Source organism: Streptococcus oralis subsp. tigurinus, assembly GCF_002093545.1.
Lineage (GTDB): Bacteria > Bacillota > Bacilli > Lactobacillales > Streptococcaceae > Streptococcus > Streptococcus oralis_C.
Window position 1 is genome coordinate 1 of sequence record NZ_LNVF01000011.1, and the last position, 26,076, is coordinate 26,076.

Below are 26,076 nucleotides of genomic sequence, written 5' to 3' on the forward strand. Positions count from 1 at the left end.
ATGATTCTTATCATCGGTTCCTAGAGAGTAAGGGAATTCAAGCCTCCATGTCACGCAAGGGCAACAGCCCAGACAACGGCATGATGGAGTCGTTCTTTGGTATTTTGAAGTCGGAGATGTTTTACAGTTATGAGGAGTCGTTTCAGTCGCTTAAGCAATTGGAACAAGCCATTGTAGACTATATTGATTATTACAACAACAAACGAATTAAGGTAAAACTAAAAGGACTTAGTCCTGTGCAGTACAGAACTAAATCCTTTCAATAATTATTTGTCCAACTTTTTGGGGCCAGTACAATCCGTTGCTTTTTTTGGAGATAAGGGACTATTGTCCCAGTTTCAGGTTGTAACTTTTTATCAACCCACTACAGTTGACAAAGAGCCTAAATTTATTTTTCTTCACTCATCTTTGATTTTACTTCATCATAAGATAGGGCGTGAGATTCCTCTTCTACAGTCTCAGGCATTTTTCCTGTTTCGTAAAGAGATTTAATTTGAGTACTATCCAATGTTTCATATTTCAACAATGCTTCTGCAATCAACTTATGAGTTTCACGATTTGATTGAATAATTTCAGCTGCTTTATTCCGTGCTTCATTTAATAATGAACGAACTTCCTCATCAATCTCATAAGCTGTTTGTTCTGAAATTGATTTTTGAGGACTTTGTGCACCAAACATAGCATGATTACCCTCATACTGAACTGGGCCTAGTTTTTCACTCATACCGTATTCAGTGACCATTGCACGCGCCATCTGAGTAGCCTGTTCAAAGTCATTTGAAGCTCCTGTCGTTTGGACATTAAAGATAATTTCCTCAGCAACACGACCACCCATCAATCCTGCTAATTGCTCTTTCATATCTTCTTTAGATAGAAGCATTTGATCTTCCTTAGGAAGTGCAATCATGTAACCACCTGCACGGCCACGTGGTACGATAGTCACTTTATGAACAACACGGGCATTCGATAAAACTAGACCAACAATGGTATGTCCAGCCTCATGGTAGGCAACCAATTCACGTTCTTTTTGTGAAACTGTCTTATCTTTCTTAGAAGGTCCAGCAATAACCCTATCTTCTGCTTCATCAATATCTGAAGCATCAATAACTGACTTGTTGCGACGGGCTGCAACCAAGGCTGCCTCGTTTAGAACGTTTTCCAAGTCAGCACCAACAAAACCTGGAGTTTGTTGGGCAACTAATTTCAAATCAACATCTTCTGCTAGAGGTTTGTTTTTAGCGTGAACTTTCAAGATTGCTTCACGACCTTTAACATCAGGGCGACCAACCAAGACTTTTCTATCAAAACGTCCTGGGCGGAGAAGAGCTGGATCAAGAACATCTGAACGGTTTGTCGCAGCGATAACGATAATTCCTTCATTACCCTCAAAACCATCCATTTCAATTAAGAGCTGGTTCAAGGTTTGCTCACGTTCATCATTTCCTCCACCGAGACCAACTCCACGTTGGCGACCAACAGCATCAATTTCATCGATAAAGATAATGGCTGGTGCTGCTTTTTTTGCATCCTCAAAAAGAGAACGAACACGACTTGCACCAACTCCGACAAACATTTCTACAAAGTCAGATCCTGAGATACTAAAGAACGGAACCCCTGCTTCTCCAGCAACTGCCTTAGCAAGTAAGGTCTTACCTGTTCCCGGAGGTCCTTCCAAAAGAACACCCGCAGGAATACGCGCACCAAGTTTTGTAAATCGTTTTGGGTCTTTTAGGAATTCAACAACTTCGACTAATTCTTGTTTTTCTTCCTCAGCACCTGCAACATCTGAGAAACGTACCTTGATATCTTCTTTATTAGCAGCTTTAGCCTTGCTACGTCCAAAACTCATTGGATTTCTACTATTATTTCCTCCCATATTTCCCATCATAGAGAATAGGAAGAAGAAAAGAATAGCAAATGGAACAACAGACACAAGGATATTGATCCACATACCACTTGAACTCTCATGTTTGACTGTAACCTCAGCCTGATGTTCAGAAGCAAGTTTTTGCAATTCTGAAACTGTTGAATCAGACGGAAGAATAGTACTTGAGAATCTTTCTACTGTTGTAGCCGTAGGAGTAAAAAATTGAATTCCTGTTTCCTCTTTACTAGTCTTAGGATTTTTATAAACACCAGACACTTCAATGATGCTACCATTTGGCTGATAGGTTAATTCTTTTACATTGTCTGCTGTAATTTCTTTTACCAATTCTGTATAGTTAATTTTTTCGCTTCGTCCAGCAGTATTTCCAGAGTAAAAATACTGGAATCCTGTCACTAGGAAGAAGATAATTAACAAGTAGAGAAATGGATTTCTAACTAAACCATTATTTTGTTTTTTCATTAAAGATAGATCTTTCTAATTTGAATAAACTTCTTCTTTCAATACTCCGACATAAGGAAGGTTACGATAATTTTCTTTATAATCCAGACCATAACCTACTACAAACTCATTTGGAATAGTAAAGCAAGTATAATCCGCTTCAATTTCAACAACACGTCCCTCTGGTTTATCCAACAAAGTCGCGATTTTAACAGAAGCTGCTTCTCTTTCAATAAACATATCTCGCAAATTTTTCAAGGTTTGACCTGTATCGATGATATCCTCTACAAATAAAACATGTCTTCCTTTGATATCTTGAGTCACGTCTTGCTTGATATTAATCACACCACTACTTGCTGTTCCACCATGGTAGCTAGATACCATCATGAAGTCCATCTCAATATGCGTATCAATATGTTTAACCAATTCAGCCATAAAAGGAATTGATCCTTTCAAAATTCCAATAAGAATTGGATTTTTCCCCTCATATTCTTTTGTTAGTTGTGCACCTAGCTTTTTAGCTGCTTCTGTAATTTCATCATGTGAAACGAGGATTTTTTCAATATCGTGTTCTAACATCTTTTTACCTATCTATTTTTTCTATATAAATTACAGTGTTCATTATATCATTTTTCGTGTTTTTACTCAAATCACTGGTCGCAATTCCTAAAATTGAGACAATTTCTCCAAATTGCTCAATAATAGGGGTTGTTTTTCGTTTTTCAATAGGGAGTTTCAAATCTATAAATAAACGTCTCAGTTTCTTTCGATGACCATTTAGGATAATAACATCGCCAGGTTTTCGACATCTAATATGTACAGATGTTTCCCGTGAAACCGTTACTTTTTGAACAAAATCCCCTTCAATAGGGATACCAAAGGAAAATAAATAACCCATATATCGAACTTGATTTTGATAGTGTAACACAAGTTCATCTTCCTTTTCATCGGCCTGAGGACTGATTTTACAAACTCGAAAATTCTGATACTCTTTTATCAGTTCGTAACCATTTTTAAGAGAGTGACGATACTGGCTTTTCGTTGCTAAAATCTGTCGAACTTCGGCAAACTGAGCCTTTGTCAGATTTAAGTCTGGAAATTGATTAAGATAATTCTGGAGCAAGATTCCTTGAGTTTGTTGAGAGTATGAAAATAGCTCATTCAAATCTTCCACATCAATTTGTTTAGAAAGCTCCGTTATTGTTGCTTGGTAATCTGAAATCTCCCTTCCTAAATCTAAAAGGGCGGATTTAAGACGAGGATTTTCTTTTTCAAGTTCTGGTAAATACCTATTTCGAATACGATTGCGAAAATAGTTGTTCTCACGATTTGTTTGATCTTCGAAATGAAAAATTGGTGGGAAGTCTGTTTTATGAAAAGGCAATAAGGGACGGATGATTTCAATTCCATCAACTACTTGACTTTCTTTTATTCCTGTTAAATGACGTAGCCGACTTCCTCGAATCAAGCGCATCAAAATCGTTTCAACTTGATCATCTGCATGGTGAGCAGTAACCAAGGCAGTCGCTCCAGCCTCTTTCATAATTTTCCTAAAAAAATCATAACGAAACTCTCGAGCACGCACTTCTGAAAAGTCTCCTGAAAAACTTGTGATATAAATAGGAAGTTCAGCTGCATCAGCTAACTTCCTTAGTTCATTTTCCTCCCAGTCAGACTCACTTCTCTGCTTGTGATTGACATGTGCTAAAATCAACTCAATTCCCAACTCTTTTTGGTAAGTAGACAATAACTGGAATAAAAACATTGAATCCAGTCCGCCAGACAGAGCCAATAAGACTTTAGAATGTTTTTTGAAATACTCTTTTTGGAGAAAATGATTTAAAAAATCCTGATCCCTCATTTTAGAACCTCATAGACATCCTTGGCTATCTTAGCAATGGTGTCATAATCAGAATTTTTAGTGAAAATGGAAAGAACGAAAGGAGAATCAGTATAGACAATGGCAGTGTCATGTTTAAACTCGTCGGCATCTCCAATTTTATGAGCTACCTTAACCGAAACACCTTTTGCGATTCGTTGGTTGTCAAAATCTGTCTTACCTAGAGACTCTAGGACAAAACCATTCTGATTATAAATAGCTTCCATAAGTTTTCCAGCCATTTTTGAAGAAGTCAATTTGTCATTCACATCCCAATCTTCACCCATAATGGTGGACATTTTTTCTTTGAAAGCCCCGTCAGATTGATTGGTCACATAATAACCTAAAATATTATGAGCAACATTGTCAGACTCTTTTGTTACCTTGGTAATCAACTGTTGAAGACTGTATTCTTTGTTATCTTCTTTTTTAGGTAAGCTACCACTACCTTCTGGTTTATAGGACCCAGGGAAACTATTTACTTCTGGGATATACTTGAAGCTACTGTCTAGCGTATATTCCCCTTGATTTATCTTATCTTGAGCATAATAAAGGTAGGCTAGTTTCAAGATGCTAGCTGCATAGAGTTTACTGTCTTCATTCACCCCAGCCTCTTTACCTGTACTCAATTGTTTAACATAAATAGAATAATTTTCATTCTGATAGTTGTTTGATAAAACTTCTTGAACCTTCTGGATGCGATTGTCTTCTTCTGAGACGAACTCTTTTGATACCCACCCAACTTGATCAATATGAAGAAATTCTTGTCCCTCAGCAAAGAGAGCTCTATCCACCATTACAAGTTGATAGGGAGAGAGAGAGGAAGAAATTTCTTTCGCATCATAGGGGCTGTTATAGATAACAAACCCCGGCTCCAACCATACTTGTATATTTTGAGTTTGAACTTGACTTTGATCATAGACCAACCGCTTATCTGCAAGGATAAACTGGTGATTATCTAATTTAAAAACAGGAACACCTTTTCTATTCAAACGCCATTCTACTATTTTAAAGGTGGTTTCAGGAGTCAATTTACCAGACTCCTTGACAAGATCCTCATTAGCATAGACAGCTGTTTCTCCATATACCATTGGGGATTCCAGAGTTTCTTTATAGTAGAATCCATAATCAGACTCGGTTAGATAATAAATTTCTTGCGAAGAGTAAGGAAGCTGTTTTTCTGTGCTAACTACTCTTGAGGTTATGATAAAAGCAGGTAGCAATAAAACTACTAAGAACTTACGCATTCTTCTCTTCCCTTTCTTCTTGTAATCGTAATAAATGGTTTTTAGCTGCTAATTCTTCTAGTTTTTCATCTGATAAACTTAAAAATTGCTCAACAACTTCCAATAAATTTTCCATGACATTACCTCGGAAGCAAATCAGGAATTGTGTAAATTGCTTCTCGTTTCTTTGAGTAATAGTACTTGGCGCGTGCATATTTTGCTACATAGTCTTCATCTTTCAACTTTGCAGCAAAAGCAGATTCTTTATCCTTTTCGTCACTGAGAGTTTGATACTGTTCTTTCAATTCTGTCAATTGCTGACGACGTTGCAGTAACTGATTATAGCTTTGGGCCAGATTATAGGTCGGTAAAATAAACAATAAAATCATCAAAATCAGAACCCAACCCATAAAGCGATTCCTCTTTTGTCTCTCCTTCATCAAGTAACGACGACGTTGGTGTTCATTTTGAATAAAAGAATTATTCATCTGTACAATATTTTTAGACATTTCCTTCTACCCGTGTTTCACTGAGAATTTCATACATGCCTGCTGCATCTTCTTTTTTTGTACTATCTTTCATCTCTAGTACTTTAACAAGCAACAACTTATTTCCAAAGCGAATTTCAACTTGGTCATCAACTTTCAAATCCGTTGAACTTTTGGCCAAGATTCCATTCACCTTGATTCTACCTTTATCTGCTACTTCTTTTGCGACTGTGCGACGCTTAATAATTCGTGATACTTTTAAATACTTGTCTAATCTCATTTTTATTACCTCAAATTATTATTGTACCATTTTTATCTTTTTTATAGAAGAAAAATGTCAAATGAGATTTGTTTCCTTTGATTCTTTTATCTCTAATAAACTTTCTCCAAAAATCAGCAAACCTTCTAAAATTTCATAATTCTTCTTGTTCCGGACATCAAATATAACTTCCATTAATCCCTTATTCTCAGCTATGGCTGCTTTTAAGTTAGTTGCGGATAAGGCTTTAAAATAATCTTGAGCCAAGAACAGTCGTTGAGTGACTTTTTCAAATTGAACTGTAATCTTATTTTCTTTTCTTTCCACACGTTCTACAAAGACCTTGTCAAAATATGACTTGACCAAACCAATCTCTAAAAGGTATGCTACTACATCTGGATATTCTCCAAAGCGGTCCATCAACTCTTCTTGTAATTCTTCATAGTTGACACGATTGTCAATTTGACGAATTTTCTTGTAAATTTCAATCTTATGTCGCTGGTCAGAAATATAAGTATCAGGAAGATAAGCATCAATTTGTAAAATCAACTCAGCATTTCCTTTGATTCTTTTATTCCCATTACCATTACGTTTAGCAATAGCTTCCTCTAATAACTGTGAATACAATTCAAAACCAACAGAATCAATGAAACCTGATTGGGATTTTCCTAGGAGATTTCCTGCACCACGAATCGAAAGATCTCGCATCGCAATCTTAAATCCTGAGCCTAATTCTGTAAATCCCTTAATCGCTTCTAATCTCTTCTCAGAGACTTCACTAATTGATTTTTCTGGACGATACATGAGATAGGCATAGGCAATGCGATTACTACGACCAACCCTTCCTCTTAACTGATACAAGGTTGATAAGCCCATATGGTCTGCATTTTCAATAAATAAAGTATTGGCATTTGGAATGTCTACCCCTGTCTCAATAATGGTAGTCGTCACCAAAATATCATACTGACCTTCAATAAAGTCCAGTAGAGTATTTTCTAACTGAATTTCACTCATTTGTCCGTGAACATACCCAATTGCAGCCTCTGAAATCAACTCCTGTAATTCTGAAACCTTCTGGTCAATTGTGTCAACTTTGTTGTAAAGATAGTAAACTTGACCTCCACGCTCCATTTCACGCAAGATTGCATCACGAATCACACTAGGATTCTTCTCCAATACATAGGTTTGTACTGGATAGCGATTGGTTGGAGGTGTTTCAATAACAGACAAATCTCGGATTCCCAGCATAGACATGTGGAGAGTACGAGGAATTGGCGTTGCTGTCAAGGTTAGAACATCTACTTGTTTTTTCAGTTCTTTCAAAGTTTCCTTATGCTTGACACCAAATCGTTGTTCCTCATCAATAATCATCAATCCTAAATCAGCAAACACAACATCTTTTGACAAAACACGATGCGTTCCAATCAAAATATCGACTTGACCATTCTTTAGTTTTTCAAGTGTCTCTGCCTGCTCTTTTTTACTTCTAAAACGACTCAACACATCAATATTAACAGCAAAATTTTGAAATCGTTCCTTAAAATTCGTATAGTGTTGTTGCGCTAAAACTGTTGTCGGAACTAGAACGACCACCTGTTTGTGATCATTGACTGCCTTAAAGGCTGCACGCATTGCAACTTCAGTCTTTCCAAAACCAACATCTCCAACTAAAAGTCGATCCATGGGGTGAGAATCCTGCATATCTCTCTTGATTTCCTCAATACTACGAAGTTGATCATCCGTTTCAACATAAGGGAAAGCATCATCAAAAGCATGTTGCTCATCATCATCAGTTGAAAAAGCAAAGCCTTTCAATTGACTGCGTTCAGAATAGAGTTTGATTAAATCGTCAGCTATGTCCTCTACTTGATTCTTAACTTTTTGCTTGGCCTTTTTAAAATGACCATCATTTAATTTATTAAGTTTTGGCGCTTTACCATCACTTGAAACGTATTTAGACAGCAGATGAATCTGTTCTACTGGGATAGAAATTTGATCTCCATTTTGATACTGTACGCTGACATAATCACGATGAATCCCTTTGATTTCAATTGTTTCAATCCCTAGATATTGACCAATTCCATGGATATGGTGAACAACGTAGTCCCCTTTTTCAAGTTCATTATAATCTTTTAATCGCTCTGCATTTGACGTATGTTGTCTTCGAAAACGACGTTTTAATTTCTTTTGAAAAATCTCATGTTCAGTAATCAAGAGAATTTTCTCATCCACAAAATGAAAACCATGTCTTAGATTACCCTCAATCAAATTTACAGATTCTTTACAGATACTTGACTTATCTCTAGAATCCAATTTAATCTTGTATTCCTCTAAAACATCCTCCAATGTTTTACTTCCCATTGAATTGCTAGACTGCAAGATAATAGTGTAGTCCATTTTTTTATATCGCTCAATTTCTTCTTTAAGAAAAGAAAATTGATTGAAAAACTCCTGCATAGGATATTGATTAAATTGATAAATGTGATCAAATTTGAGATTTCCTAATCCTTTTTGTAGATTTGAGAAAAAGGTAACTGGACTTTGTTTCTTATAGGTTTGCTCTGTATCTGCAAAATACTGCATCTCAGAAAATGATTTACCATTCTGTAAATCTTCTGTAAAGTATTGCGCTAATTCTCTTTCAAAGGTTTCATATTGATTCATCAATTTTTGATAGTCATCAAAGAATACTGGTGTATCTTTTTCAATATAATCAAATACAGTCCATGTTTTATCATAACATAAGGACAAAAACTTTCGACTATCTGAATGTACTTGTTTTTGATGAAAACTTGACAAAATCTCTTCCAAATATGATTTTAAAATTGGTGATAAGGTCTTCGAAATTTGCTTTTCTAAAGCTGACTGTCCTCGTTGATAATCCTTTTCTCTCAAAAGTATGTCGCTAGCTGGAAAGATAGTGAGGTTTGTCTGATTTTCTTTTGATAATTGTGTTTCGACTTCAAAAGTACGAATTCCATCTACTTCATCACCAAAAAACTCAATTCTGAAAGGTTCTAACTGAGACATCTCAAAAATATCTAAAATATCTCCTCGAATACTAAACTCACCTTGAGTTTGTACTTGCGTAACTTTACGATAGCCTATTTCCTTTAATTTGTGAAGAAGGCCATGTTGGTCATATTCTTCACCGACTGCAATCCTTATAATACTTTCTTTAAATCCAGTTGGAGAAGGTAAAATCAAGCGACTTGCTGCGATATTACAAACTAAAATCCCTTTCTTAGATGAATCAGTTAAAAAACGCAAGGATTCAACTCGCGAAATAATTTTTTCTTGTGAAGACATCAAAAACTCTACCATAGGAGAGTCATCTACCAAAAATGGATAGACTAATTCCTCTCCTAAGATAGAAAGAAGATCACTGATAATTCGTTCTGCTTCTCCATAAGTCGATGTCAATAATACAATCTTATTTTCTTTTTTTAGACTACTTGCAATTGCAAGAGCCTTGGTAGAAGTTGACAGACCTAGTATTAGTTGTCTTTTCTTATCTATCAGATTTTGATGCCATTTTTCTATCTGATTATTTTCTGAGAATAAATCTAATAAAGTCACCATTTAGCCATTATACCTCTGCATCGTTTTCTCAAAGTTTTTCTCTTGTAAATAGTAGTTTACAGCATCGTCAACCTTGTCAATCGACTGTAAAACACCTAGATAGTCATCCTGATCAAACTTACTTAAAACATGGTGAACCACTGACATACCTTTTTTAGGTCTTCCGATACCTATTTTAACACGATTAAAGATCTGAGTACCTATATGTTGAATAATAGATTTTATTCCATTATGACCACCTGCTGAACCCTTTGCTCTTAAACGAATTTTTCCAACTTCCATGTCAAGGTCGTCGTAAATAACGAGTAAATCTTCAATATCCAAACCATAATATGTCAATAGAGCATGAATAGCTTTCCCACTTTCATTCATAAACGTCGTTGGTTTGACAAGATAAATTTTTTCTCCGTTGAAGAAAAAAGATGCTAGGTCAGCTTGAAATATCTTGTCGTGTGTAAAGGTGACATTTTGTTTTTTGGCGATTTGGTCAATCAACATAAATCCAACGTTGTGCTTGGTTTCAAAATATTTATCCCCTGGATTTCCTAATCCAACAAGTAATTTAGTCATTTATTTTCCTTTCAAAAGCCAAAAGGGTTGGAATTTTTTTCCAACCTAATTGACACTATTTGTTAAATATTATTAGACATTAAAGCGGAATTCCATGATATCGCCATCTTGAACTATATATTCTTTTCCTTCTTCACGCAAGCGTCCAGCTTCTTTTACAGCTTTTTCAGATCCATATCTCACTAGATCCTCATATGACATGGTGACTGCACGAATAAAGCCTTTTTCAAAGTCTGAGTGGATAATACCAGCTGCTTGAGGAGCTTTCATACCACGCTTAAAGGTCCAAGCACGGACTTCTTTTTCACCAGCTGTAAAGTAAGTTCCAAGTCCAAGCAAGTGGTAAGCTGCACGAGTCAACTTGTCAACGCCTGATTCAGTCAAACCAAGTGCTTCAAGAAACTCTTGTTTATCTTCATCATCTAACTCAGAAATTTCTTCCTCAGCACGCGCTGAAATAACTACTACCTCTGCATTTTCTGTCGCTGCAAATTCACGAATTTGCTTCACATAATCGATAGAATCTGGATCTGAAACTACATCCTCATCTACATTGGCAACATAAAGAACTGGTTTAGTGGTTAAAAGGAAGAGACCTTTGACAACCTTTTGTTCCTCATCTGTAAATTCAATAGTTCGAGCTGATTTTCCATCTTCAAGGACTGGTTTAATCTTTTGAAGAACATTAAATTCTGCCACGGATTCTTTATCTTTTTGCGTACGTGCCATCTTTTCTACACGCGCATAGCGTTTATTAACTGATTCTAAGTCAGCAAGAATCAACTCTAGGTTAATGGTATCAATATCTGCAAGTGGATCCACAAAGGCGTCTTCACGTCCTTGCTCGCGCATCACATTTTCATCATCAAAAGCACGAACTACGTGAACAATCGCATCTACTTCACGAATATTGGCCAAAAATTTATTTCCTAGACCTTCTCCTTTTGATGCTCCTTTTACAATCCCTGCAATATCTGTAAATTCAAAGGTTGTTGGAACTGTCTTTTTAGGAGTAATCATTTCCGTTAGTTTTTGTAGGCGTTCATCTGGAACTTCTACCATCCCAACATTTGGATCAATAGTCGCAAATGGGTAGTTTGCTGCCTCTGCTCCTGCTTTTGTAATTGCATTAAAAAGGGTTGATTTACCAACGTTTGGCAAACCAACGATACCTGCTGTTAAAGCCATAGTTTCTCATTCTCCGTTCTCATTTCAATCCCTAACATTATAACACAAAAAGGGAAAACTTGCTAACCCTCTAACTAAGGGTTCTTAGTCAATAATCTTATTCATTTTTCGTTCAAAATCATAGCGACTCATCATGACAAGGTGGTCACAATTGCTACATTTGATTTTGATATCTGCCCCAACACGTGTAATTTCCCAACGATTGGCTTTTTTTCCTGTTGACTTGATTGTGCAAGCATGTGGTTTTTTCATCTCAACAAAATTTCCAACTTGATACATTCTACTCTCCTTTTCTTTTTTGATTATATCATAAAAGAGGCGAGCTAGGCTCAACCTCTTTCACTTAGTTTGTACGAACTGGTGTGATAAGCTGCATGAAATCTTCGTCAGTATCTGCTGGCACAAGAGTAAATGGACGAACAGCTGAGATAAAGCTAATAGTTACCTTTTCGCTATTTAAAGCCTTGAGAGAATCAATCAAGTAAGTTGGGTTGAAACTAATAGTCAAATCATCACCAGTCACCTGCTCCGTATCGATTTCTTCGTTTACTTTACCAACTTCTGGAGAGTGAACATGGGCACTAACAACCCCACTTTTAATTTCAAGCTTCACAGTACCATTTTGAGTCGCACTTGATAAGAGACGAGCACGCTCCATAGATTGACGCAAATTAACCACATCAAAAGTAATTGTAGTGTTAAAGTCTGTTGGAATCAAACGATCTGTATCAGGATAGTTTCCTTCTAGGAGACGAGTATAGAAGCTAATATTTTCGCTTCTAAAGAGGATTTGATTATTTGCAAAGAAAATCTCCACAGTTTCAATATCATCCGTAAATACCGCTGAAAATTCGCGTAGAGAGCGACTAGGAATCACCACATCGAAATCATCTCCATTTTTTTCAAGAGTCAATTTTTTCTGGCTAAGGCGATGTGAGTCTGTCGCAACTGTTTTTAGTTCTTTGTGTTGGCTCAATACAAAATGAACACCTGTTAAAATTGGACGACTTTCTTGCGTACTTGCAGCAAAAGCTGTTTCATTGATAATTTTCTTGAGTAGTTTGGTTTCAAGAACCAAAGGTGTGCTTGCTGAAATTTCTTGGATTCGTGGGTACTGTTCGCTATCTTTTCCTTTTAGAGTAATTTCTGATTTACCACTTGTTAAGACAATTTGTTTTTGTTCAATCTCTTTAAAATCTAGCGTTACATCTGGAAGACTAGATACAACATTGATAAAGAAAGAAGCTTCAAGAAGAATCGAACCCAAAGAAGTAATTAAAAGACCAGCATCTTCATTCTTTTGAGAAATGAAATTCTCAATAGAAATTTGCCCGTTTGAGCCAATTAAAGTAATTCCTTCATTTGTAACATCAATTTTAATTGTTGATAAAATTGGAATAGCATTTTTTGAGCTAATTGCCCGTTTTGTAGTATTTAAGGCTTGTAGAAATAAATTTTTATTGATTGAAAAATGAATCATGGATTCTCCTTTATTTATTTTTAGTATTAGAAAGTTAATAGTAATAATAGGGTGTGTGAATTCTGTGGAAAACTGGAAACTATTTAGTAAATTCAAGCTTTTAAGCTTGTTTAAAAAATGTGGATAAAAAAGATAAAAAATAAAAAGTTATCCACAAGCTACTTGATTTTCTTTTTGATTGCTTCTATTTCTAAACGTAAATTATCGTCTTCGTCAATCAATGATTTGATTTTAGCATGGGCATGAATAACGGTGGTGTGATCCTTTCCGCCAAATTCTTTTCCGATTTTTGGAAGACTGTTATCTGTCAGTTCTCTAGCTAGGTACATGGCAACTTGACGCGCTAAAACGATGTTTTGAACTCGTCTCGTCCCCTTCATTTCTTTAACACTCACTCCATAAAAATTACCAACTTCAGTTTGGATTTTCTCAATTGGAATAACAAGTATCTGGCGGGCGTCTTGTTTACGTGCTCTAATAGCTTCTGCAGCAATATCAATAGTGATATCCTTAATTTTCTTTACTCTGGCAATTAAAGTGATATCGTTGATTGCTCCTTCCAATTCTCGAACATTTGAATCAAATTGGCCAGCCAAGTATTCCAGAGTATCACTTTGGAAATGGTAATCCAAATGCTCTGTTTTACTTTGAAGAATGGCGATACGTGTTTCAAAGTCAGGAGGGGTGATATTTTGTGTTAATCCCCAGCTAAAGCGCGTGACAAGTCTCTCTTCAAGGCCTTCTAGGTGTTTAGGACTACGATCACTGGTTAGAACAATCTGTTTCTGTTTATCATGAAGAGCATTGAAGGTATTGAAAAATTCTTCCTGGGTCGCGACTTTTTTGCCACTGAGAGATTGAATATCATCAATCAATAAGAGATCAAGGCTACGGTAAGTCTTTTTGAACTTTTCCATTTCCCCAAGTCTCAGGTGTTCAAGAAAGTCATTGATAAAGCTTTCGGCAGGAATGTATTTGACACGCGCATCAGGAATATTTTTCAAAATCTCATTTCCAATCGCATTGAGCAAGTGAGTCTTTCCAAGACCAGGTCCTCCATAGATGAAAAGAGGATTATAGGTAAGAGCTAAATCTTCAGATACAGCTAATGCAGCGGATACCGCCCAAACATTCCCATCACCTTGAATAAAGTTATCAAAGGTATATTTTTCTTTTAACCCTGTTTCGGAATAGGGAATCGTTGGTAGTGCAGGTGTGTAATCGTAAGTAGAGACACTATTCGTATCATTTACTTGAGGAGATTCTGTACTCTGAGGTTTAGTGAAAATATAGTGAGGTTTGATTTCAGAATCATAAATTTCAAAACCAGCAGCAACAATAATATCTTTTAATTGCTTTTCCCACACCATTTCCATCTCTGATCTCGGTAGAAATATAGTAGCTGTGTTTTCTTCTACTTTGATGAGTTCAGCAGGTGTAGCATAGAAATCATACATAGATCGAGTCAATCTTTCTTGAGCAAATTCTAAAATACGATTCCAAAATTGCTTTTCTTTCAACTATTTTTCCTCCTTTACTATGATTTTAGTAGTTTAGTGCTAGACTTATTTTACCATATATAGTAGGATTTTTCCACAGATTGGGGAAAAGAATCCACAATGTTAGCAGCATTTATCCACAGGTTGGGGATAAATAGAAAAATCCTTGATTTAGTAGGCTTTTTGATAAAAAAATTGGTGGATAAATTTGTGGGTTGAGAAAATAAAAGAACAGCCTTATTTCAGGCTGTTAATAATTCTATCGTATTCTTCTTGACTTGAAAAGGAGATAATAATCTTTCCAGTATCTTTTTTTGAAAGTTTAATTTCTACACTTAAACCGAGTAGTTTTTTTAATTTATCTTCTTCGTCTTTGATGAAAGAATCACTTTTTTTTTGCTTCTTGTGTTTTTTCTCTGTAAGAAGCGCTTCTAACTTTCTCACAGAGATGTCTTCATTTTTGATTAGTTGGAAGAAATAGTCTTGTTGCTCTTTGTCCAAACCAACTAGTGAACGGGCATGAGCTTGAGAAATTTTTCCATTTTCTACTTCATCTAAGATATATTCTGGTAATGAAAGCAAACGAATAAAATTAGTGATATAAGGTCGAGATTTCCCCATTTTATCGGCTATCTCAGTGTGAGTAAATCCTTTTTCTACTAGAGATTCATAGGCGCGTGCTTCTTCAACAGGATTTAAGTTTTCTCTCTGCAAATTTTCAATGATTGATTGAACCATCATTTCTTGATCTGAGAGGTGTTTCACAACGGCTGGAATAGAGGTCAGACCAGCCAAGAGAGAAGCTCGATATCGTCTCTCTCCTGCAAGGATTTCATAACCAATTACAGGAGATTGACGAACGATGATTGGTTGGATGAGCCCATTTTCTTTGATTGACTGAGCTAATTCTTTTAATTTTTCTACATCAAATTCTTTCCGAGGTTGGTAAGGATTTTTTTGTATTTCAGAGATAGAAATCATTTCAAATTTTTCCATGATTCTACACTAACATATCTTTTACTTTCTGTAAAGTTTTCTTTACACTGATGTCAATTAATGTTCCAAATCACCAGAATTCTTATCTAGTTTTATAGAGGTTGTTTCCTCCTTACCATTACGGTAATAGGTTATTTTTATAGTGTCTCCAATAGCATGGTTGTAAAGAGCATGTTGTAAGTCTGTTGATGAAGTAATCTCTTTTTCGTCAACTTTAGTAATGACATCGTATTTTTGAAGATGTCCATTTGCAGGCATATTACTTTGAACAGATCGAACAACTACACCTGAAGTGAGGCCACTTGGAATATTTAGTTTTCTAAGATCATTAGCTCCAACGTTAGACAGATTGACCATTTGGATTCCAAGAGCAGGACGAGTCACTTTACCATCACTTTCAAGCTGTTTAATGATATTTTGTACGTCGTTTGAAGGAATTGCAAAACCAAGACCTTCTACAGATGTTCCACCATTACTTGCAATCTTACTTGATGTAATACCAATTACTTGTCCTTGAATATTTACAAGCGGACCACCAGAGTTACCAGGGTTAATGGCCGTATCTGTTTGAATGGCTTTTGTTGAAATAGCTTGACCATCTTCAGATTTTAGAGAAACATTTCGATTAAGACTTGAGATGATTCCCTGTGTAACTGTATTAGCATATTCTGAACCTAACGGACTACCAATAGCAATCGCTGTTTCTCCAACATTAAGTTGGCTTGAATCACCAAATTCTGCCACTGTTGTAACTTTTTCTGAAGAAATTTTTACGACAGCAATATCAGAGAAGGTATCCGATCCAATAATTTCACCAGGGACTTTTGTACCATCAGCTAAACGGATATCGACTTTTGAAGCTCCGTTAATAACGTGAGTATTTGTTACAATATAAGCATCATTTTCGTTCTTTTTATAGATGACACCTGATCCTTCACTTGCAATCTGTTGATTATCCGTATCAGAATTTGATTCTTCGGTTCCAAATACACTACTTTGTTTATTAGCAGAGTAAGTAATGACTGATACAACAGCATCCTTAATTTTATTCACTGCTTGAGTAGTTGAGTTTTCATTCTTGTATGATGTTTGAGTTACAGTGCCAGAATTATTATTTGTAGCTTGATTTCCTTGTTTTTGATAAAGTTGCAATGTTACAAAACTTCCTAGTGCACCACTCAAAAATCCTATTAGAATAATTACAAGAAAAGTAACTCCTTTTTTGTAAAATTTTTGTAAGTGTTTCATAAACGCCTCCGTTTGTTATTGTTTGTCAAGATTATAAACCTATTAACTTAATCCAAACTTAAAAGCTTAAAGTTTTACACAAGTTGTGGATAACTCGCTTTATTCTGTGAATTTTCTAGAAATTTAGAATGATTTTTATGTGTATAAGATGTGAAATGAAGTGTGGATATGGTAGAATAGAAGAATGAAAATAAAAATTGTAACAGTGGGAAAATTAAAAGAAAAATATCTTAAAGATGGTATTGCTGAATATACCAAACGAATTTCACGTTTCACCAAATTAGAAATGATTGAGCTTGCTGATGAGAAGACACCTGACAAAGCCAGTGAATTAGAAAATCAAAAAATTTTGGAAACAGAAGGCGCAAGAATTCTTTCTAAGGTTGGAGAAAGAGACTTTGTCGTTGTACTAGCAATTGAAGGAAAAACATTCTCCTCAGAAGATTTTAGTAAGCAACTAGAGCAGGCTTCTATCAAAGGTTACTCAACTCTTACTTTTATTATTGGAGGAAGTTTAGGTCTAGCTCCTATTGTAAAAAATAGGGCCAATCTTTCTGTCAGTTTTGGACGTCTGACATTACCACATCAGTTAATGAGATTGGTTCTTGTTGAACAAATTTACCGTGCTTTTACAATTCAACAGGGTTCTCCTTACCACAAATAGAAGATTGACTTACCTCCTGTTTTTTGATAGAATGGTCATGTTAGGTCCCATAGCTCAGCTGGATAGAGCATTCGCCTTCTAAGCGAACGGTCGCAGGTTCGAATCCTGCTGGGATCAATGTTAGATGCGAAGCTGGGATGAATCCCAGCTTTTTTCTTAAAAAAGTGCGTTTCAGGTGCAAAAATGTACAGTTGAGAAAAATTTTTTCTTACATGATCTTCATTTTGTATAATAGTTTTGTAAGTTAACTTACAAGAAAAAATAATACAGGAGATTTCATTATGAAAAATACAGTAAAGTTGGAACAATTTAAAGAAGTAACAGAGGCAGAATTGCAGAAGATTCAGGGTGGGGATTGGAGAATTTCAGAAACAATTCGTAATCTTATTTTTCCAAGAAGAAAGTAATGAAATAAAGGTAGAGAGTAATGGATTTATTTGGATTAGGGATAGCTATTTTTTATTTTCTCATCATTAGCAAAAGTTATGAATGGATTTGTAAAATAAATAGAAAAGAACAAATTGTTTTTTTCTGTTACACATGTATCTCAGTTTTTATACTTGAAGAAATTATTACACTAGTATTTTCTAATAGTTTTGCTTTGTCTAAATTTTTATTTCCTTTGGTTGTGTACCTTTATTTAAGAAAGTTAAAAAAGTCTGAAAAATACAAAGCTATTTTTATCAGTTTACTATTGTCTTTATTATATCACAGTACTCATACTTTTATATCCGTAACCTTATCTTCTATAACAGGAGATGAAATAGTATTACACTATAAAAGTACATTTCTTTTAGTAGTATTGTTGATGACTTATTTTTCTATTCTAATAATAATTCGTTATTTTCATCTGGATATTAAATATTTTGATAAAGATTATCTGTACCCTTTTTTAAAAAAAGTAATAGTTGCTTTCTTTGGTCTGCATATCTTATTGTTTATTTCAGATATAGTAAGTACAACTCATCATTTAAATAGCTTCGGAAGTATTTTATCAACCATTGTTTTTATTTGCTTGTTATTGATTTTCTTTGCAATGAATTCTCACAAGGTTCAAATTGAAAAAGAGATTGCTCTAAAACAAAAGAAATTTGAACAAAAACATTTACAGACTTATACTGATGAAATTGTGGAGTTGTATAATGAAATTCGAGGTTTTCGTCATGACTATGCAGGGATGCTTGTCAGCATGCAAATGGCGATTGACAGTGGAGATTTACAAGAAATTAACAGGGTTTACAATGAAGTCCTAGTAAAAGCAAATCAGAAATTGAGATCAGACAAATATACTTACTTTGATTTAAATAACATAGAAGATTCTGCTTTACGAAGTTTAATTGCTCAATCGATTGTCTATGCACGAAAAAATGATGTAGAGTTTACATTGGAAGTAAAGGATATCATTACTAGACTGTCAATAGATTTACTTGATCTTGTTCGTATCATGAGCATTTTATTAAATAATGCTGTTGAAGGTGCTGCAGATAGTTACTTGAAACAAATGGAAGTTGCAGTCATTAAAATGGATTTTGAAACAGTTATAGTTATCCAGAATTCATGCAAAATCACTATGACGCCTTCAGAGGATTTATTTGCCCTAAGTTTCTCTACCAAAGGAAGAAATAGAGGTCTAGGACTTAATAATGTCAAAGAGATTTTAGATAAGTATGACAACATTATTTTAGAAACAGAGATGGAAGACAACACATTTAGACAAATTATTAGATTTAAGAGAGAATTTGAATGAAAGTATTAATTTTAGAAGATGTTATTGAGCATCAAGTGAGACTTGAGAGAATATTGAATGAAATCTCTGAGGAATCGAATATTCCTATTTCATATAAGACAACAGGAAAAGTTCGTGAGTTTAAGGAATATATCGAAAATGATGAAGTAAACCAGCTTTATTTCCTAGATATCGATATTCATGGAATTGAGAAAAAGGGATTTGAAGTGGCACAGTTTATTCGTCATCACAATCCTTATGCTATTATTGTCTTTATCACCAGTCGATCTGAATTCGCTACTTTAACTTATAAGTATCAGGTATCAGCTTTAGATTTTGTAGATAAGGACATCAATGATGAATTGTTCAAAAAACGTATCGAGCAGAGTATCTTCTATACCAAAAGCATGCTGCTTGAAAACGAAGATGTTGTAGACTATTTTGATTACAACTATAAGGGAAATGATTTGAAAATTCCTTACCATGATATTCTGTATATCGAAACAACAGGTGTTTCTCATAAATTGCGAATTATTGGTAAGAATTTTGCCAAAGAGTTTTATGGAACTATGACAGATATTCAGGAGAAGGACAAACATACTCAGCGATTTTATTGCTCCCATAAATCTTTCCTTGTCAATGTGGGAAATGTGAGAGAAATTGATCGAAAGAATTTAGAAGTTGTTTTTTATGAAGATCATCGTTGTCCCATTACCCGTTTGAAAGTTCGTAAACTAAAAGATATTCTAGAGAAAAAATCTAAAAAGTGATTGACAATCAGTAAGAAATTGATATAATGGTTATATCTGCTACAGATAGATGGTCCGTTGGTCAAGGGGTTAAGACACCGCCTTTTCACGGCGGTAACACGGGTTCGAATCCCGTACGGACTATTTTATCCGCCATAGCTCAGTTGGTAGTAGCGCATGACTGTTAATCATGATGTCGTAGGTTCGAGTCCTACTGGCGGAGTTAGATAAAAAGAACACCATCTGGTGTTCTTTTTCTTTTAGTTGACATCACCTAGCATTTTCATAAGGAAGTCTGTCATTTCTTGCGGACTTTCTTTTTTTCCATGAGCAATCCAAGTTTGACAAACTCCAAATAGAGCATTTGTTAGATAAATGCTACTATATTCTAATTCAATTGAATTTAGTTGTAGTTGCATAAAGCGCTTCTGAAGGTCCGTGCTCAGCATGATATGAAGCTTATTTCTTAAGAAATTTTGGATTTCTTTGGTACCATTTTCAGATAAAAGAGCAGCTAATAATGGTTCAGACTCTAAATAGTCAAATACTTCTAAAATAGCATCTTTTTTATGATGAGCATGTTTTTGGAAGATATATTCAAATGTATGAAATAACTTACTTTGATAATGTTCAATCATATCATACTTATCCTTGTAATGGGTATAGAAGCTAGAACGACTAATTCCAGCTTTTTCTGCTAATTTAATTGTAGTAATTTGATCGAAGGGCTGATCCATCAATAATTGAACCATGGCATTTTCAATATTTCTCTTTGTTTTTAATCGTTTGTTACTTTCTTTCATAGTTTCTCCTTATGAACAATTTAGACTATATGTCTAAAAAAATATTTTTTATCTTGTAATTTAGATTTTTTAATGTATAATCTATTATATCAAAAATTTAGACAATATGTTTAAAAAAGGAGGAAATATGTTTAAAGAATGGAAAGCAATTTTTAAAAAACCGACATTCATTATTGTAATGATAGGAATTTCTCTTATTCCAGCTTTATATAATATCATTTTTTTATCATCTATGTGGGATCCATATGGTCAAGTATCGGAGTTACCTGTAGCAGTTGTTAATAATGACAAGGAAGCTTCTTATAATGGAAATACAATGGCCATAGGAAAAGACATGGTGTCTAATTTAAAAGAAAATAAGACTTTAGATTTTCATTTTGTCAATGAAGAAGAGGGGAAAAAGGGGCTAGAGGATGGCGAATATTATATGGTAGTGACTTTACCAAGTGATCTATCTGAAAAAGCTACTTCGATCCTAACAAATCACCCTGAACAGATGCAAATTGATTATCAAACTTCAAGTGGCCGTAGCTTTATTGCAAGTAAGATGAGTGATTCTGCAATGACACAATTAAAACAAACCGTCTCTACGAATGTAACTGAAACATACACCAAGGCACTATTTCAAAAAATGAGTGACTTGAAGTCTGGGATAAATAAAGCAGCTGATGGAAGTGAGCAACTGGCTAATGGAACTAATCAGTTAGCAAAAGGAAGTCAAACATTGACGACAAATCTCAATACTCTAGCTAACTCAAGTGTAACTTTTTCAAATGGAGCTAATCAATTTACAAAGGGATTGTCTGCCTATGTATCTGCTATAGAGCAATTACATCTTGGTTTAGGAACTTTTAATAGTGGTTTACAAAGTTATACAAATGCAGTTTCACAGGTTGACACTGGACTTGGTCAATTGGCCTCAAGAACTCCTGAATTGGTGGCAGGTGTAAATCAGTTGAATACAGGTATAAAGTCCTATACAGGTGGGGTTTCACAATTGGATATAGGTCTCAATCAATTTTCAGTTGGTGTAAATGCTTATACAAGTAGTGTAGAAAAACTTTCTAATGGAACAAATCAATTATCAAATCAATCAGATGCACTAAGAGATGGAATGGAGCAATTAAATACTGGTATTAAAGAAATTTCAAATCAACTGAATTCCTCATCTCAACAGAATGAACAAATAACTCAATTAGCAACTAGTCTAGGAGAACTAAATAAAACACTACAAGCTCTTACAATGTCAGATAATACTCAACTGAAAGGTACATTGTCAGAAGCTTTGCAAAATCTAACAACTCTTGCTCAGGATATTGTGACCAAAAGTCAGACAGAACAAGAGAAAACTATTGCTAACCTTCAATCAACAGCTACTTATCAATCTCTCACAGAGGAACAAAAGAAAGAACTGATAGAAGCTATTTCTAAAAATTCTAATTCTACTATTGAGTCAGCAAAAACAATTTTAACGACAGTAGGAGGATTGAAAGAAAGTATAGAGAATTCAGAACAACAAGTAACCAATCTATCTGATGTACAGACGAAAGCAAATCAACTCTTACCTGTAGCATCTAGCTCCTTGACAACATTGTCAAATGGATTTACAAAATTACAAACTACTGTAGACAATCAGTTAGTTCCTGGAAGTCAGTCAATTGAAAAAGGAGTTGTAAACTACACTAAGGGACTAGATACTATTTCTATAGGTGCTAATAAACTAAGTGAAAAGAATGAAAATTTAACAACTAGTCTAGATCAATTAGTTTCTGGATCCAGTAAGTTGACAGAAAATACATCAACCTTGACAGCTGGAGTAGATGCGTTAGCTGGAAAAGCTCCAGAATTAGTATCAGGTATAGAAAGTTTGTCATCTGGTTCTGCTCAATTGAATAATAAGAGCCCAGAGCTAATAGCAGGTCTCACTAAATTACAATTTGGCTCTGGTCAATTAACAGATAAATCAACACAGTTACTTTCTGCGGCATCTCAACTAGGAAGTGGCGCTATGAAGATTGCAGATGGTGCTGGAAAACTAGCAGATGGTGGAACAAGCTTAACCTCTGGTCTTGAAGATTTACAGACAGGAGTTGGTTCATTAGGACAAGGATTAGGAAATGCTAATAATCAGCTCAAATCAGCATCAACAGAATCTGAAAATGCAGAAACATTATCTAATCCTCTAGTTCTCTCAAAAACAGATAATGACCAAGTTCCTGTAAATGGGATTGCCATGGCTCCTTATATGATATCAGTTGCTCTTTTTGTTGCTGCTATATCTACTAATATGATTTTTGCTAAGTTGCCTTCTGGACGTCATCCAGAGAGCCGCTGGGCTTGGTTGAAGTCTCGCTCTGAAATAAATGGGATTATAGCTGTCTTAGCAGGTGTTTTAGTTTATGGAGGTGTCCATCTTATTGGATTGACTGCGAACCATGAGATGAGGACCTTGATTCTAATTATAATCACAAGTTTAGCTTTCATGTCTATGGTTACAGCTTTAACAACTTGGAATAGCCGTATAGGAGCTTTCTTCTCTCTTATTTTACTTTTATTACAGTTAGCATCAAGTGCAGGGACCTATCCACTTGCTTTGACAAATGATTTCTTTAAGGGTGTCAATCCTTGGTTACCAATGAGTTACTCTGTATCAGGTTTACGACAAACAATCTCTATGACAGGAAATATTCATCACCAAGTGATTTTCCTTATTATAACACTAGCTTTCTTTACTGCTTTAGGTATGCTAGCTTATCAACCTAAGAAAATGGAAGAAGATTAAAAAGATTGGCCAAGGAATTGGTCAATCTTTTTCTGTCTTAGATAAATTTCGTCTGTGATTATAGATTCCAAAAAGAAGAAGGGCAGTTAGTGAGCAGGCTGCTCCAATAACAAAACCATTAGGGATAAAGGAAAGTGTAATGGTACCTTTTCCCTTTGGAACATCAACCTTCATAAAACCAGTTTGAGCCTGCTTAATTTCAAGTTTTTTTCCATCTTGGTATGCAGACCAACCTTTGTCATAAGGAATAGTGAAGAAAATAGAGGTATCTTGTTTTACTTCATATGTAGCAAAGACTTTATTTTTAGAGGTGGATACTTCTACAGGTTGTTCTTCAATTTTTTGGATTGCCTCAGTTAGGGCCTGAGTATCTAAACGATAGAAGGCTGGAGATTCAAATGATACCTGAGAATTTCCAGGGAAGCTAACACTGATATTGAAAGTTTTTTGTTCTTCAGTATAACCCAAATTAAAGAAGTTAAAGGTATTGTCAGTTGTAAAAGACTTTTTTTCACCGTTGACAATGATGTCAACTTTCTTTTGCTTATCGTTTGTAAAATGAAGATTTGAAAAAGAGAGATAGACTTGGCTATTTTGAGGAACCTTAATTTGATAATCAATTCGGGCATCTTCATTCGTAGAACCTGTGATACTTGTTAAACCTTCAGAATTATCTGTTTTATCATATGTTATTTGGGAGAAATAATCTAAGTTGAGATTAGCAAGCTGGTTTATAAATAAAGCTTGATTATCTAGAGTGTGATTGTTAAAGTTTACATCAGTGTAAATAGATTGAGTGGCAAAGGCAATGGGTAAAGAGAGTTGATTTTTATATAAGGTTAAATGATCCTTTTGATAGATCTCTTGAAAGCCATACTTATCAAGTGAAGTTTCAGAAATATTGTACTGGATTCCAAATAAACTGTCTGCTAAAAGACTATTATTTGCATAACGGAGATTGAGGTTGGTTCCAGAGGATTTGAATCCAAGTTTGTCCAAACTAGTGCTAGTTGAACGATTTCGTACAGATGAGAATTGAGAGATTCCATTGTAGTTAAATTTCATACTGTCATTTCCAGTCTGAATTTGCAGTTTTTCAGTACGTGTAAATGGATTGTCAATTTGGTTTAGAATGGATTCCATAGCAGTGATATCTCTATTATAGGCGCTACGAGAAGCAAAGGCCCATTCTTTAGCTATTCCTTCCATTTGAGATGAAGCATTTAAGCTTATCTCAGCTATTATAAATAAAGACAAAAGAATTGCAAATAGATTTACAGAGATAAATTTTCTAATGACTGCAAGAAGTAAAAGAGCATAAACTAGAAGAAATTCAAGAGTGAGTAGGATATTCAAATCAGTTAAAAAAGAATAGTGTGATTTAAAATAGACAGTAGCCAAAAATCCTGTTAGTACCAGAAAAAGTGAGACAAATAGATTCCATAGCTTCAGTTCTTTCAGACGATTTAAGACTTCTGCTGCAGTATAAATTAACAGAGTGGAAAAAATCCAAGCATAGCGATGCAAAAACATATTTGGGGTATGCATCCCTTGCCAAAATAAATCGAGGGCTTCTATGTAAAAGCTTGTTATTAAAAAAGTAAAGAAAATTGCATAGGTAAGTTTCACGTGAAACTTAATGGATTTTATTGTGAAAAATAGAATGGTCAAAATAAAAGGAAGCAATCCAACAAAAATCATTGGTATAGATCCATACTTAGTTGTATCAAAAGATCCAATGAATTGTTTTGCGAAAATATCCAGATACCAACTACTATCTGTCTTTATTTTTGTGATTGCAGTTAACTTCTCCCCATGAGTTTGTAAATCAAACAATGTAGGAAGAGTCATAATCAAACTAGCCATTCCTGCTAAAAAGGAGGTAACAACAAAATCAAGAAAAGATGATTTTCTAGTTTTAAAGTCCCAAGAAATTTGGCAGAGATACCAGAAAATAAGAAACAATGCTGTCATATATCCAAAATAATAATTTTGGATAAACAAGATTGACAGACTTGTAAAGTATAGTAGGCGCTTCTTTTGTGTTATAAGTAGGTGTAAACCAGTTATAATTAAAGGAATCAAGATAAAAACATCTAGCCAAGTTTTTATCTCTAACTGACTGACAGTGAAGCTCATTAAAGCATAGGAAGTAGATAAGGTAAGTTTTAAAAATTTTGGGATATCTTTAAATAATCTATTCAAACTAAAGAAGGTTGACAGACCAATCAACCCAAATTTTAAGAGAGTGGTCAGATAGACAGCATCTGGCATATTTGACAGATTAAAAAAGTAAACCAGGGGTGAAAGAAAACTACCTAAGTAATAACTAGATAGAGCATAGAAATTCAGTCCGAGGCCACTTGTAAAGGTGTAAAATAAACTGCCATTTCCATGTAGAATATTTCGTAAAGCTACATCAAAAATAACGTATTGATGGAAACCGTCTCCTAATAGTGGAGATACATCGCTATTCCAGTAGATACCTTGAGTTAGGTATACTCCAGTCATAATTACTAAAGGAATGATGAAAGAAACAAAATAGGTCCAATATGTTTTAAAAAATGATTTCATGTTACCTCGTAGAATGATAGAAAACTCAGTTGGTTAC

General features: G+C 34.8%; 23 protein-coding genes and 3 tRNA genes. 9 read left to right on the forward strand and 17 right to left on the reverse strand.

All coding sequences use genetic code 11. From position 1 onward, the window contains the following. On the forward strand, positions 1-266 hold a 266-nt coding region (locus ATE34_RS09430; RefSeq protein WP_142357492.1), incomplete at its 5' end, for an IS3 family transposase. Between the two features lie 122 nt (positions 267-388). Here ATE34_RS09430 and ftsH read toward each other — a convergent pair. The 15 genes from ftsH to ATE34_RS09500 all read right to left on the reverse strand — a co-directional run bounded on the left by ftsH (position 389) and on the right by ATE34_RS09500 (position 16,741). Further along, a complete protein-coding gene (ftsH, locus tag ATE34_RS09435; RefSeq protein WP_084911870.1) occupies positions 389-2,347 on the reverse strand; it encodes an ATP-dependent zinc metalloprotease FtsH in 1,959 nt (652 codons plus the stop codon). Positions 2,348-2,362: 15 nt separating this feature from the next. Continuing rightward, on the reverse strand, positions 2,363-2,905 hold the full coding sequence (gene hpt / locus ATE34_RS09440) for a hypoxanthine phosphoribosyltransferase (RefSeq protein ID WP_084911873.1): 543 nt from the start codon (positions 2,903-2,905) through the stop codon (positions 2,363-2,365). Between the two features lie 4 nt (positions 2,906-2,909). After that, the gene (tilS, locus tag ATE34_RS09445) at positions 2,910-4,187 is read right to left on the reverse strand and encodes a tRNA lysidine(34) synthetase TilS (RefSeq protein WP_084911874.1); all 1,278 of its coding nucleotides are present in this window, start codon (positions 4,185-4,187) and stop codon (positions 2,910-2,912) included. Further along, the gene (locus tag ATE34_RS09450; RefSeq protein ID WP_084911876.1) at positions 4,184-5,452 is read right to left on the reverse strand and encodes a serine hydrolase; all 1,269 of its coding nucleotides are present in this window, start codon (positions 5,450-5,452) and stop codon (positions 4,184-4,186) included. The genes tilS and ATE34_RS09450 overlap by 4 nt, the downstream gene beginning before the upstream one ends. Continuing rightward, positions 5,445-5,567: an SP_0009 family protein gene (locus tag ATE34_RS11310; RefSeq protein ID WP_000429343.1), complete on the reverse strand. Its 123-nt coding sequence runs from the start codon at positions 5,565-5,567 to the stop codon at positions 5,445-5,447. Before ATE34_RS11310 ends, ATE34_RS09450 begins: the two co-directional genes overlap by 8 nt. A gap of 4 nt (positions 5,568-5,571) precedes the next feature. After that, positions 5,572-5,940: a septum formation initiator family protein gene (locus tag ATE34_RS09455; RefSeq protein WP_000041924.1), complete on the reverse strand. Its 369-nt coding sequence runs from the start codon at positions 5,938-5,940 to the stop codon at positions 5,572-5,574. Then, a complete protein-coding gene (locus tag ATE34_RS09460) occupies positions 5,933-6,199 on the reverse strand; it encodes an RNA-binding S4 domain-containing protein (RefSeq protein ID WP_009729555.1) in 267 nt (88 codons plus the stop codon). Before ATE34_RS09460 ends, ATE34_RS09455 begins: the two co-directional genes overlap by 8 nt. Positions 6,200-6,256: 57 nt before the next feature. Continuing rightward, positions 6,257-9,760 (reverse strand): transcription-repair coupling factor, encoded by a 3,504-nt coding sequence (gene mfd / locus ATE34_RS09465; protein WP_084911878.1) that lies wholly within the window; start codon positions 9,758-9,760, stop codon positions 6,257-6,259. Further along, entirely contained in the window at positions 9,761-10,330 is a 570-nt protein-coding gene (gene pth / locus ATE34_RS09470; protein WP_061599211.1) for an aminoacyl-tRNA hydrolase, read from the reverse strand. 72 nt (positions 10,331-10,402) lie between these two features. Continuing rightward, positions 10,403-11,518 carry a redox-regulated ATPase YchF gene (ychF, locus tag ATE34_RS09475; RefSeq protein ID WP_061599212.1) on the reverse strand — a complete coding sequence of 372 codons (1,116 nt, stop codon included), beginning with the start codon at positions 11,516-11,518 and terminating at the stop codon, positions 10,403-10,405. An 84-nt stretch (positions 11,519-11,602) separates the two neighbouring features. Beyond that, entirely contained in the window at positions 11,603-11,797 is a 195-nt protein-coding gene (locus tag ATE34_RS09480) for a DUF951 domain-containing protein (RefSeq protein ID WP_000285184.1), read from the reverse strand. 64 nt (positions 11,798-11,861) lie between these two features. Continuing rightward, positions 11,862-12,998: a DNA polymerase III subunit beta gene (dnaN, locus tag ATE34_RS09485; protein ID WP_061599213.1), complete on the reverse strand. Its 1,137-nt coding sequence runs from the start codon at positions 12,996-12,998 to the stop codon at positions 11,862-11,864. 158 nt (positions 12,999-13,156) lie between these two features. Then, positions 13,157-14,518 (reverse strand): chromosomal replication initiator protein DnaA, encoded by a 1,362-nt coding sequence (dnaA, locus tag ATE34_RS09490; protein ID WP_000660630.1) that lies wholly within the window; start codon positions 14,516-14,518, stop codon positions 13,157-13,159. Between the two features lie 216 nt (positions 14,519-14,734). Then, positions 14,735-15,493: a ParB/RepB/Spo0J family partition protein gene (locus ATE34_RS09495; RefSeq protein WP_002883005.1), complete on the reverse strand. Its 759-nt coding sequence runs from the start codon at positions 15,491-15,493 to the stop codon at positions 14,735-14,737. A 57-nt stretch (positions 15,494-15,550) separates the two neighbouring features. Next, complete coding sequence (locus ATE34_RS09500; RefSeq protein ID WP_084911880.1) at positions 15,551-16,741, reverse strand: S1C family serine protease; 1,191 nt, start codon at positions 16,739-16,741, stop codon at positions 15,551-15,553. Between the two features lie 184 nt (positions 16,742-16,925). Here ATE34_RS09500 and rlmH point away from each other — a divergent pair, with 184 nt between their 5' ends. The 7 genes from rlmH (at position 16,926) to ATE34_RS09535 (ending at position 20,103) form a co-directional block, all read left to right on the forward strand. Continuing rightward, a complete protein-coding gene (gene rlmH / locus ATE34_RS09505) occupies positions 16,926-17,405 on the forward strand; it encodes a 23S rRNA (pseudouridine(1915)-N(3))-methyltransferase RlmH (RefSeq protein ID WP_084911881.1) in 480 nt (159 codons plus the stop codon). Positions 17,406-17,448: 43 nt separating this feature from the next. Continuing rightward, positions 17,449-17,522 (forward strand) — tRNA-Arg (locus ATE34_RS09510). Positions 17,523-17,686: 164 nt separating this feature from the next. After that, positions 17,687-17,812 (forward strand): competence-stimulating peptide ComC, encoded by a 126-nt coding sequence (comC, locus tag ATE34_RS09515; RefSeq protein ID WP_000799679.1) that lies wholly within the window; start codon positions 17,687-17,689, stop codon positions 17,810-17,812. A 20-nt stretch (positions 17,813-17,832) separates the two neighbouring features. After that, the gene (comD, locus tag ATE34_RS09520) at positions 17,833-19,152 is read left to right on the forward strand and encodes a competence system sensor histidine kinase ComD (RefSeq protein WP_084911883.1); all 1,320 of its coding nucleotides are present in this window, start codon (positions 17,833-17,835) and stop codon (positions 19,150-19,152) included. Beyond that, on the forward strand, positions 19,149-19,901 hold the full coding sequence (comE, locus tag ATE34_RS09525) for a competence system response regulator transcription factor ComE (protein WP_000866079.1): 753 nt from the start codon (positions 19,149-19,151) through the stop codon (positions 19,899-19,901). The genes comD and comE overlap by 4 nt, the downstream gene beginning before the upstream one ends. Before the next feature lie 51 nt (positions 19,902-19,952). Further along, positions 19,953-20,024: transfer RNA gene (locus ATE34_RS09530), tRNA-Glu, on the forward strand. A 5-nt stretch (positions 20,025-20,029) separates the two neighbouring features. Beyond that, positions 20,030-20,103: transfer RNA gene (locus tag ATE34_RS09535), tRNA-Asn, on the forward strand. A gap of 37 nt (positions 20,104-20,140) precedes the next feature. Here ATE34_RS09535 and ATE34_RS09540 read toward each other — a convergent pair. After that, complete coding sequence (locus ATE34_RS09540) at positions 20,141-20,683, reverse strand: TetR/AcrR family transcriptional regulator (RefSeq protein ID WP_000665086.1); 543 nt, start codon at positions 20,681-20,683, stop codon at positions 20,141-20,143. A 127-nt stretch (positions 20,684-20,810) separates the two neighbouring features. Between ATE34_RS09540 and ATE34_RS09545 the strand changes: the two genes are divergently transcribed. Continuing rightward, complete coding sequence (locus ATE34_RS09545) at positions 20,811-23,465, forward strand: YhgE/Pip domain-containing protein (RefSeq protein ID WP_084911885.1); 2,655 nt, start codon at positions 20,811-20,813, stop codon at positions 23,463-23,465. A 21-nt stretch (positions 23,466-23,486) separates the two neighbouring features. On the opposite strand, the gene ATE34_RS09550 is transcribed toward ATE34_RS09545, so the two are convergent. Beyond that, positions 23,487-26,039: a YfhO family protein gene (locus tag ATE34_RS09550; protein WP_061599219.1), complete on the reverse strand. Its 2,553-nt coding sequence runs from the start codon at positions 26,037-26,039 to the stop codon at positions 23,487-23,489. Between the last annotated feature and the right edge of the window lie 37 nt (positions 26,040-26,076).

Excerpts from the sequence above, each read along its gene's own strand:
- ATE34_RS09480 (WP_000285184.1), bottom strand. The coding sequence starts at position 11,797 with ATGTATCAAGTTGGAAATTTTGTTGAGATGAAAAAACCACATGCTTGC.
- tilS (WP_084911874.1), bottom strand. The coding sequence starts at position 4,187 with ATGAGGGATCAGGATTTTTTAAATCATTTTCTCCAAAAAGAGTATTTC.
- comC (WP_000799679.1), top strand. The coding sequence starts at position 17,687 with ATGAAAAATACAGTAAAGTTGGAACAATTTAAAGAAGTAACAGAGGCA.
- dnaN (WP_061599213.1), bottom strand. The coding sequence starts at position 12,998 with ATGATTCATTTTTCAATCAATAAAAATTTATTTCTACAAGCCTTAAAT.
- ATE34_RS09540 (WP_000665086.1), bottom strand. The coding sequence starts at position 20,683 with ATGAAAGAAAGTAACAAACGATTAAAAACAAAGAGAAATATTGAAAAT.
- ATE34_RS09455 (WP_000041924.1), bottom strand. The coding sequence starts at position 5,940 with ATGTCTAAAAATATTGTACAGATGAATAATTCTTTTATTCAAAATGAA.
- hpt (WP_084911873.1), bottom strand. The coding sequence starts at position 2,905 with ATGTTAGAACACGATATTGAAAAAATCCTCGTTTCACATGATGAAATT.
- ATE34_RS09450 (WP_084911876.1), bottom strand. The coding sequence starts at position 5,452 with ATGCGTAAGTTCTTAGTAGTTTTATTGCTACCTGCTTTTATCATAACC.
- ATE34_RS09545 (WP_084911885.1), top strand. The coding sequence starts at position 20,811 with ATGTTTAAAGAATGGAAAGCAATTTTTAAAAAACCGACATTCATTATT.
- ATE34_RS09460 (WP_009729555.1), bottom strand. The coding sequence starts at position 6,199 with ATGAGATTAGACAAGTATTTAAAAGTATCACGAATTATTAAGCGTCGC.
- ATE34_RS11310 (WP_000429343.1), bottom strand. The coding sequence starts at position 5,567 with ATGGAAAATTTATTGGAAGTTGTTGAGCAATTTTTAAGTTTATCAGAT.
- ftsH (WP_084911870.1), bottom strand. The coding sequence starts at position 2,347 with ATGAAAAAACAAAATAATGGTTTAGTTAGAAATCCATTTCTCTACTTG.
- pth (WP_061599211.1), bottom strand. The coding sequence starts at position 10,330 with ATGACTAAATTACTTGTTGGATTAGGAAATCCAGGGGATAAATATTTT.
- comD (WP_084911883.1), top strand. The coding sequence starts at position 17,833 with ATGGATTTATTTGGATTAGGGATAGCTATTTTTTATTTTCTCATCATT.
- mfd (WP_084911878.1), bottom strand. The coding sequence starts at position 9,760 with ATGGTGACTTTATTAGATTTATTCTCAGAAAATAATCAGATAGAAAAA.
- rlmH (WP_084911881.1), top strand. The coding sequence starts at position 16,926 with ATGAAAATAAAAATTGTAACAGTGGGAAAATTAAAAGAAAAATATCTT.
- comE (WP_000866079.1), top strand. The coding sequence starts at position 19,149 with ATGAAAGTATTAATTTTAGAAGATGTTATTGAGCATCAAGTGAGACTT.
- ATE34_RS09495 (WP_002883005.1), bottom strand. The coding sequence starts at position 15,493 with ATGGAAAAATTTGAAATGATTTCTATCTCTGAAATACAAAAAAATCCT.
- ATE34_RS09550 (WP_061599219.1), bottom strand. The coding sequence starts at position 26,039 with ATGAAATCATTTTTTAAAACATATTGGACCTATTTTGTTTCTTTCATC.
- ATE34_RS09500 (WP_084911880.1), bottom strand. The coding sequence starts at position 16,741 with ATGAAACACTTACAAAAATTTTACAAAAAAGGAGTTACTTTTCTTGTA.
- ychF (WP_061599212.1), bottom strand. The coding sequence starts at position 11,518 with ATGGCTTTAACAGCAGGTATCGTTGGTTTGCCAAACGTTGGTAAATCA.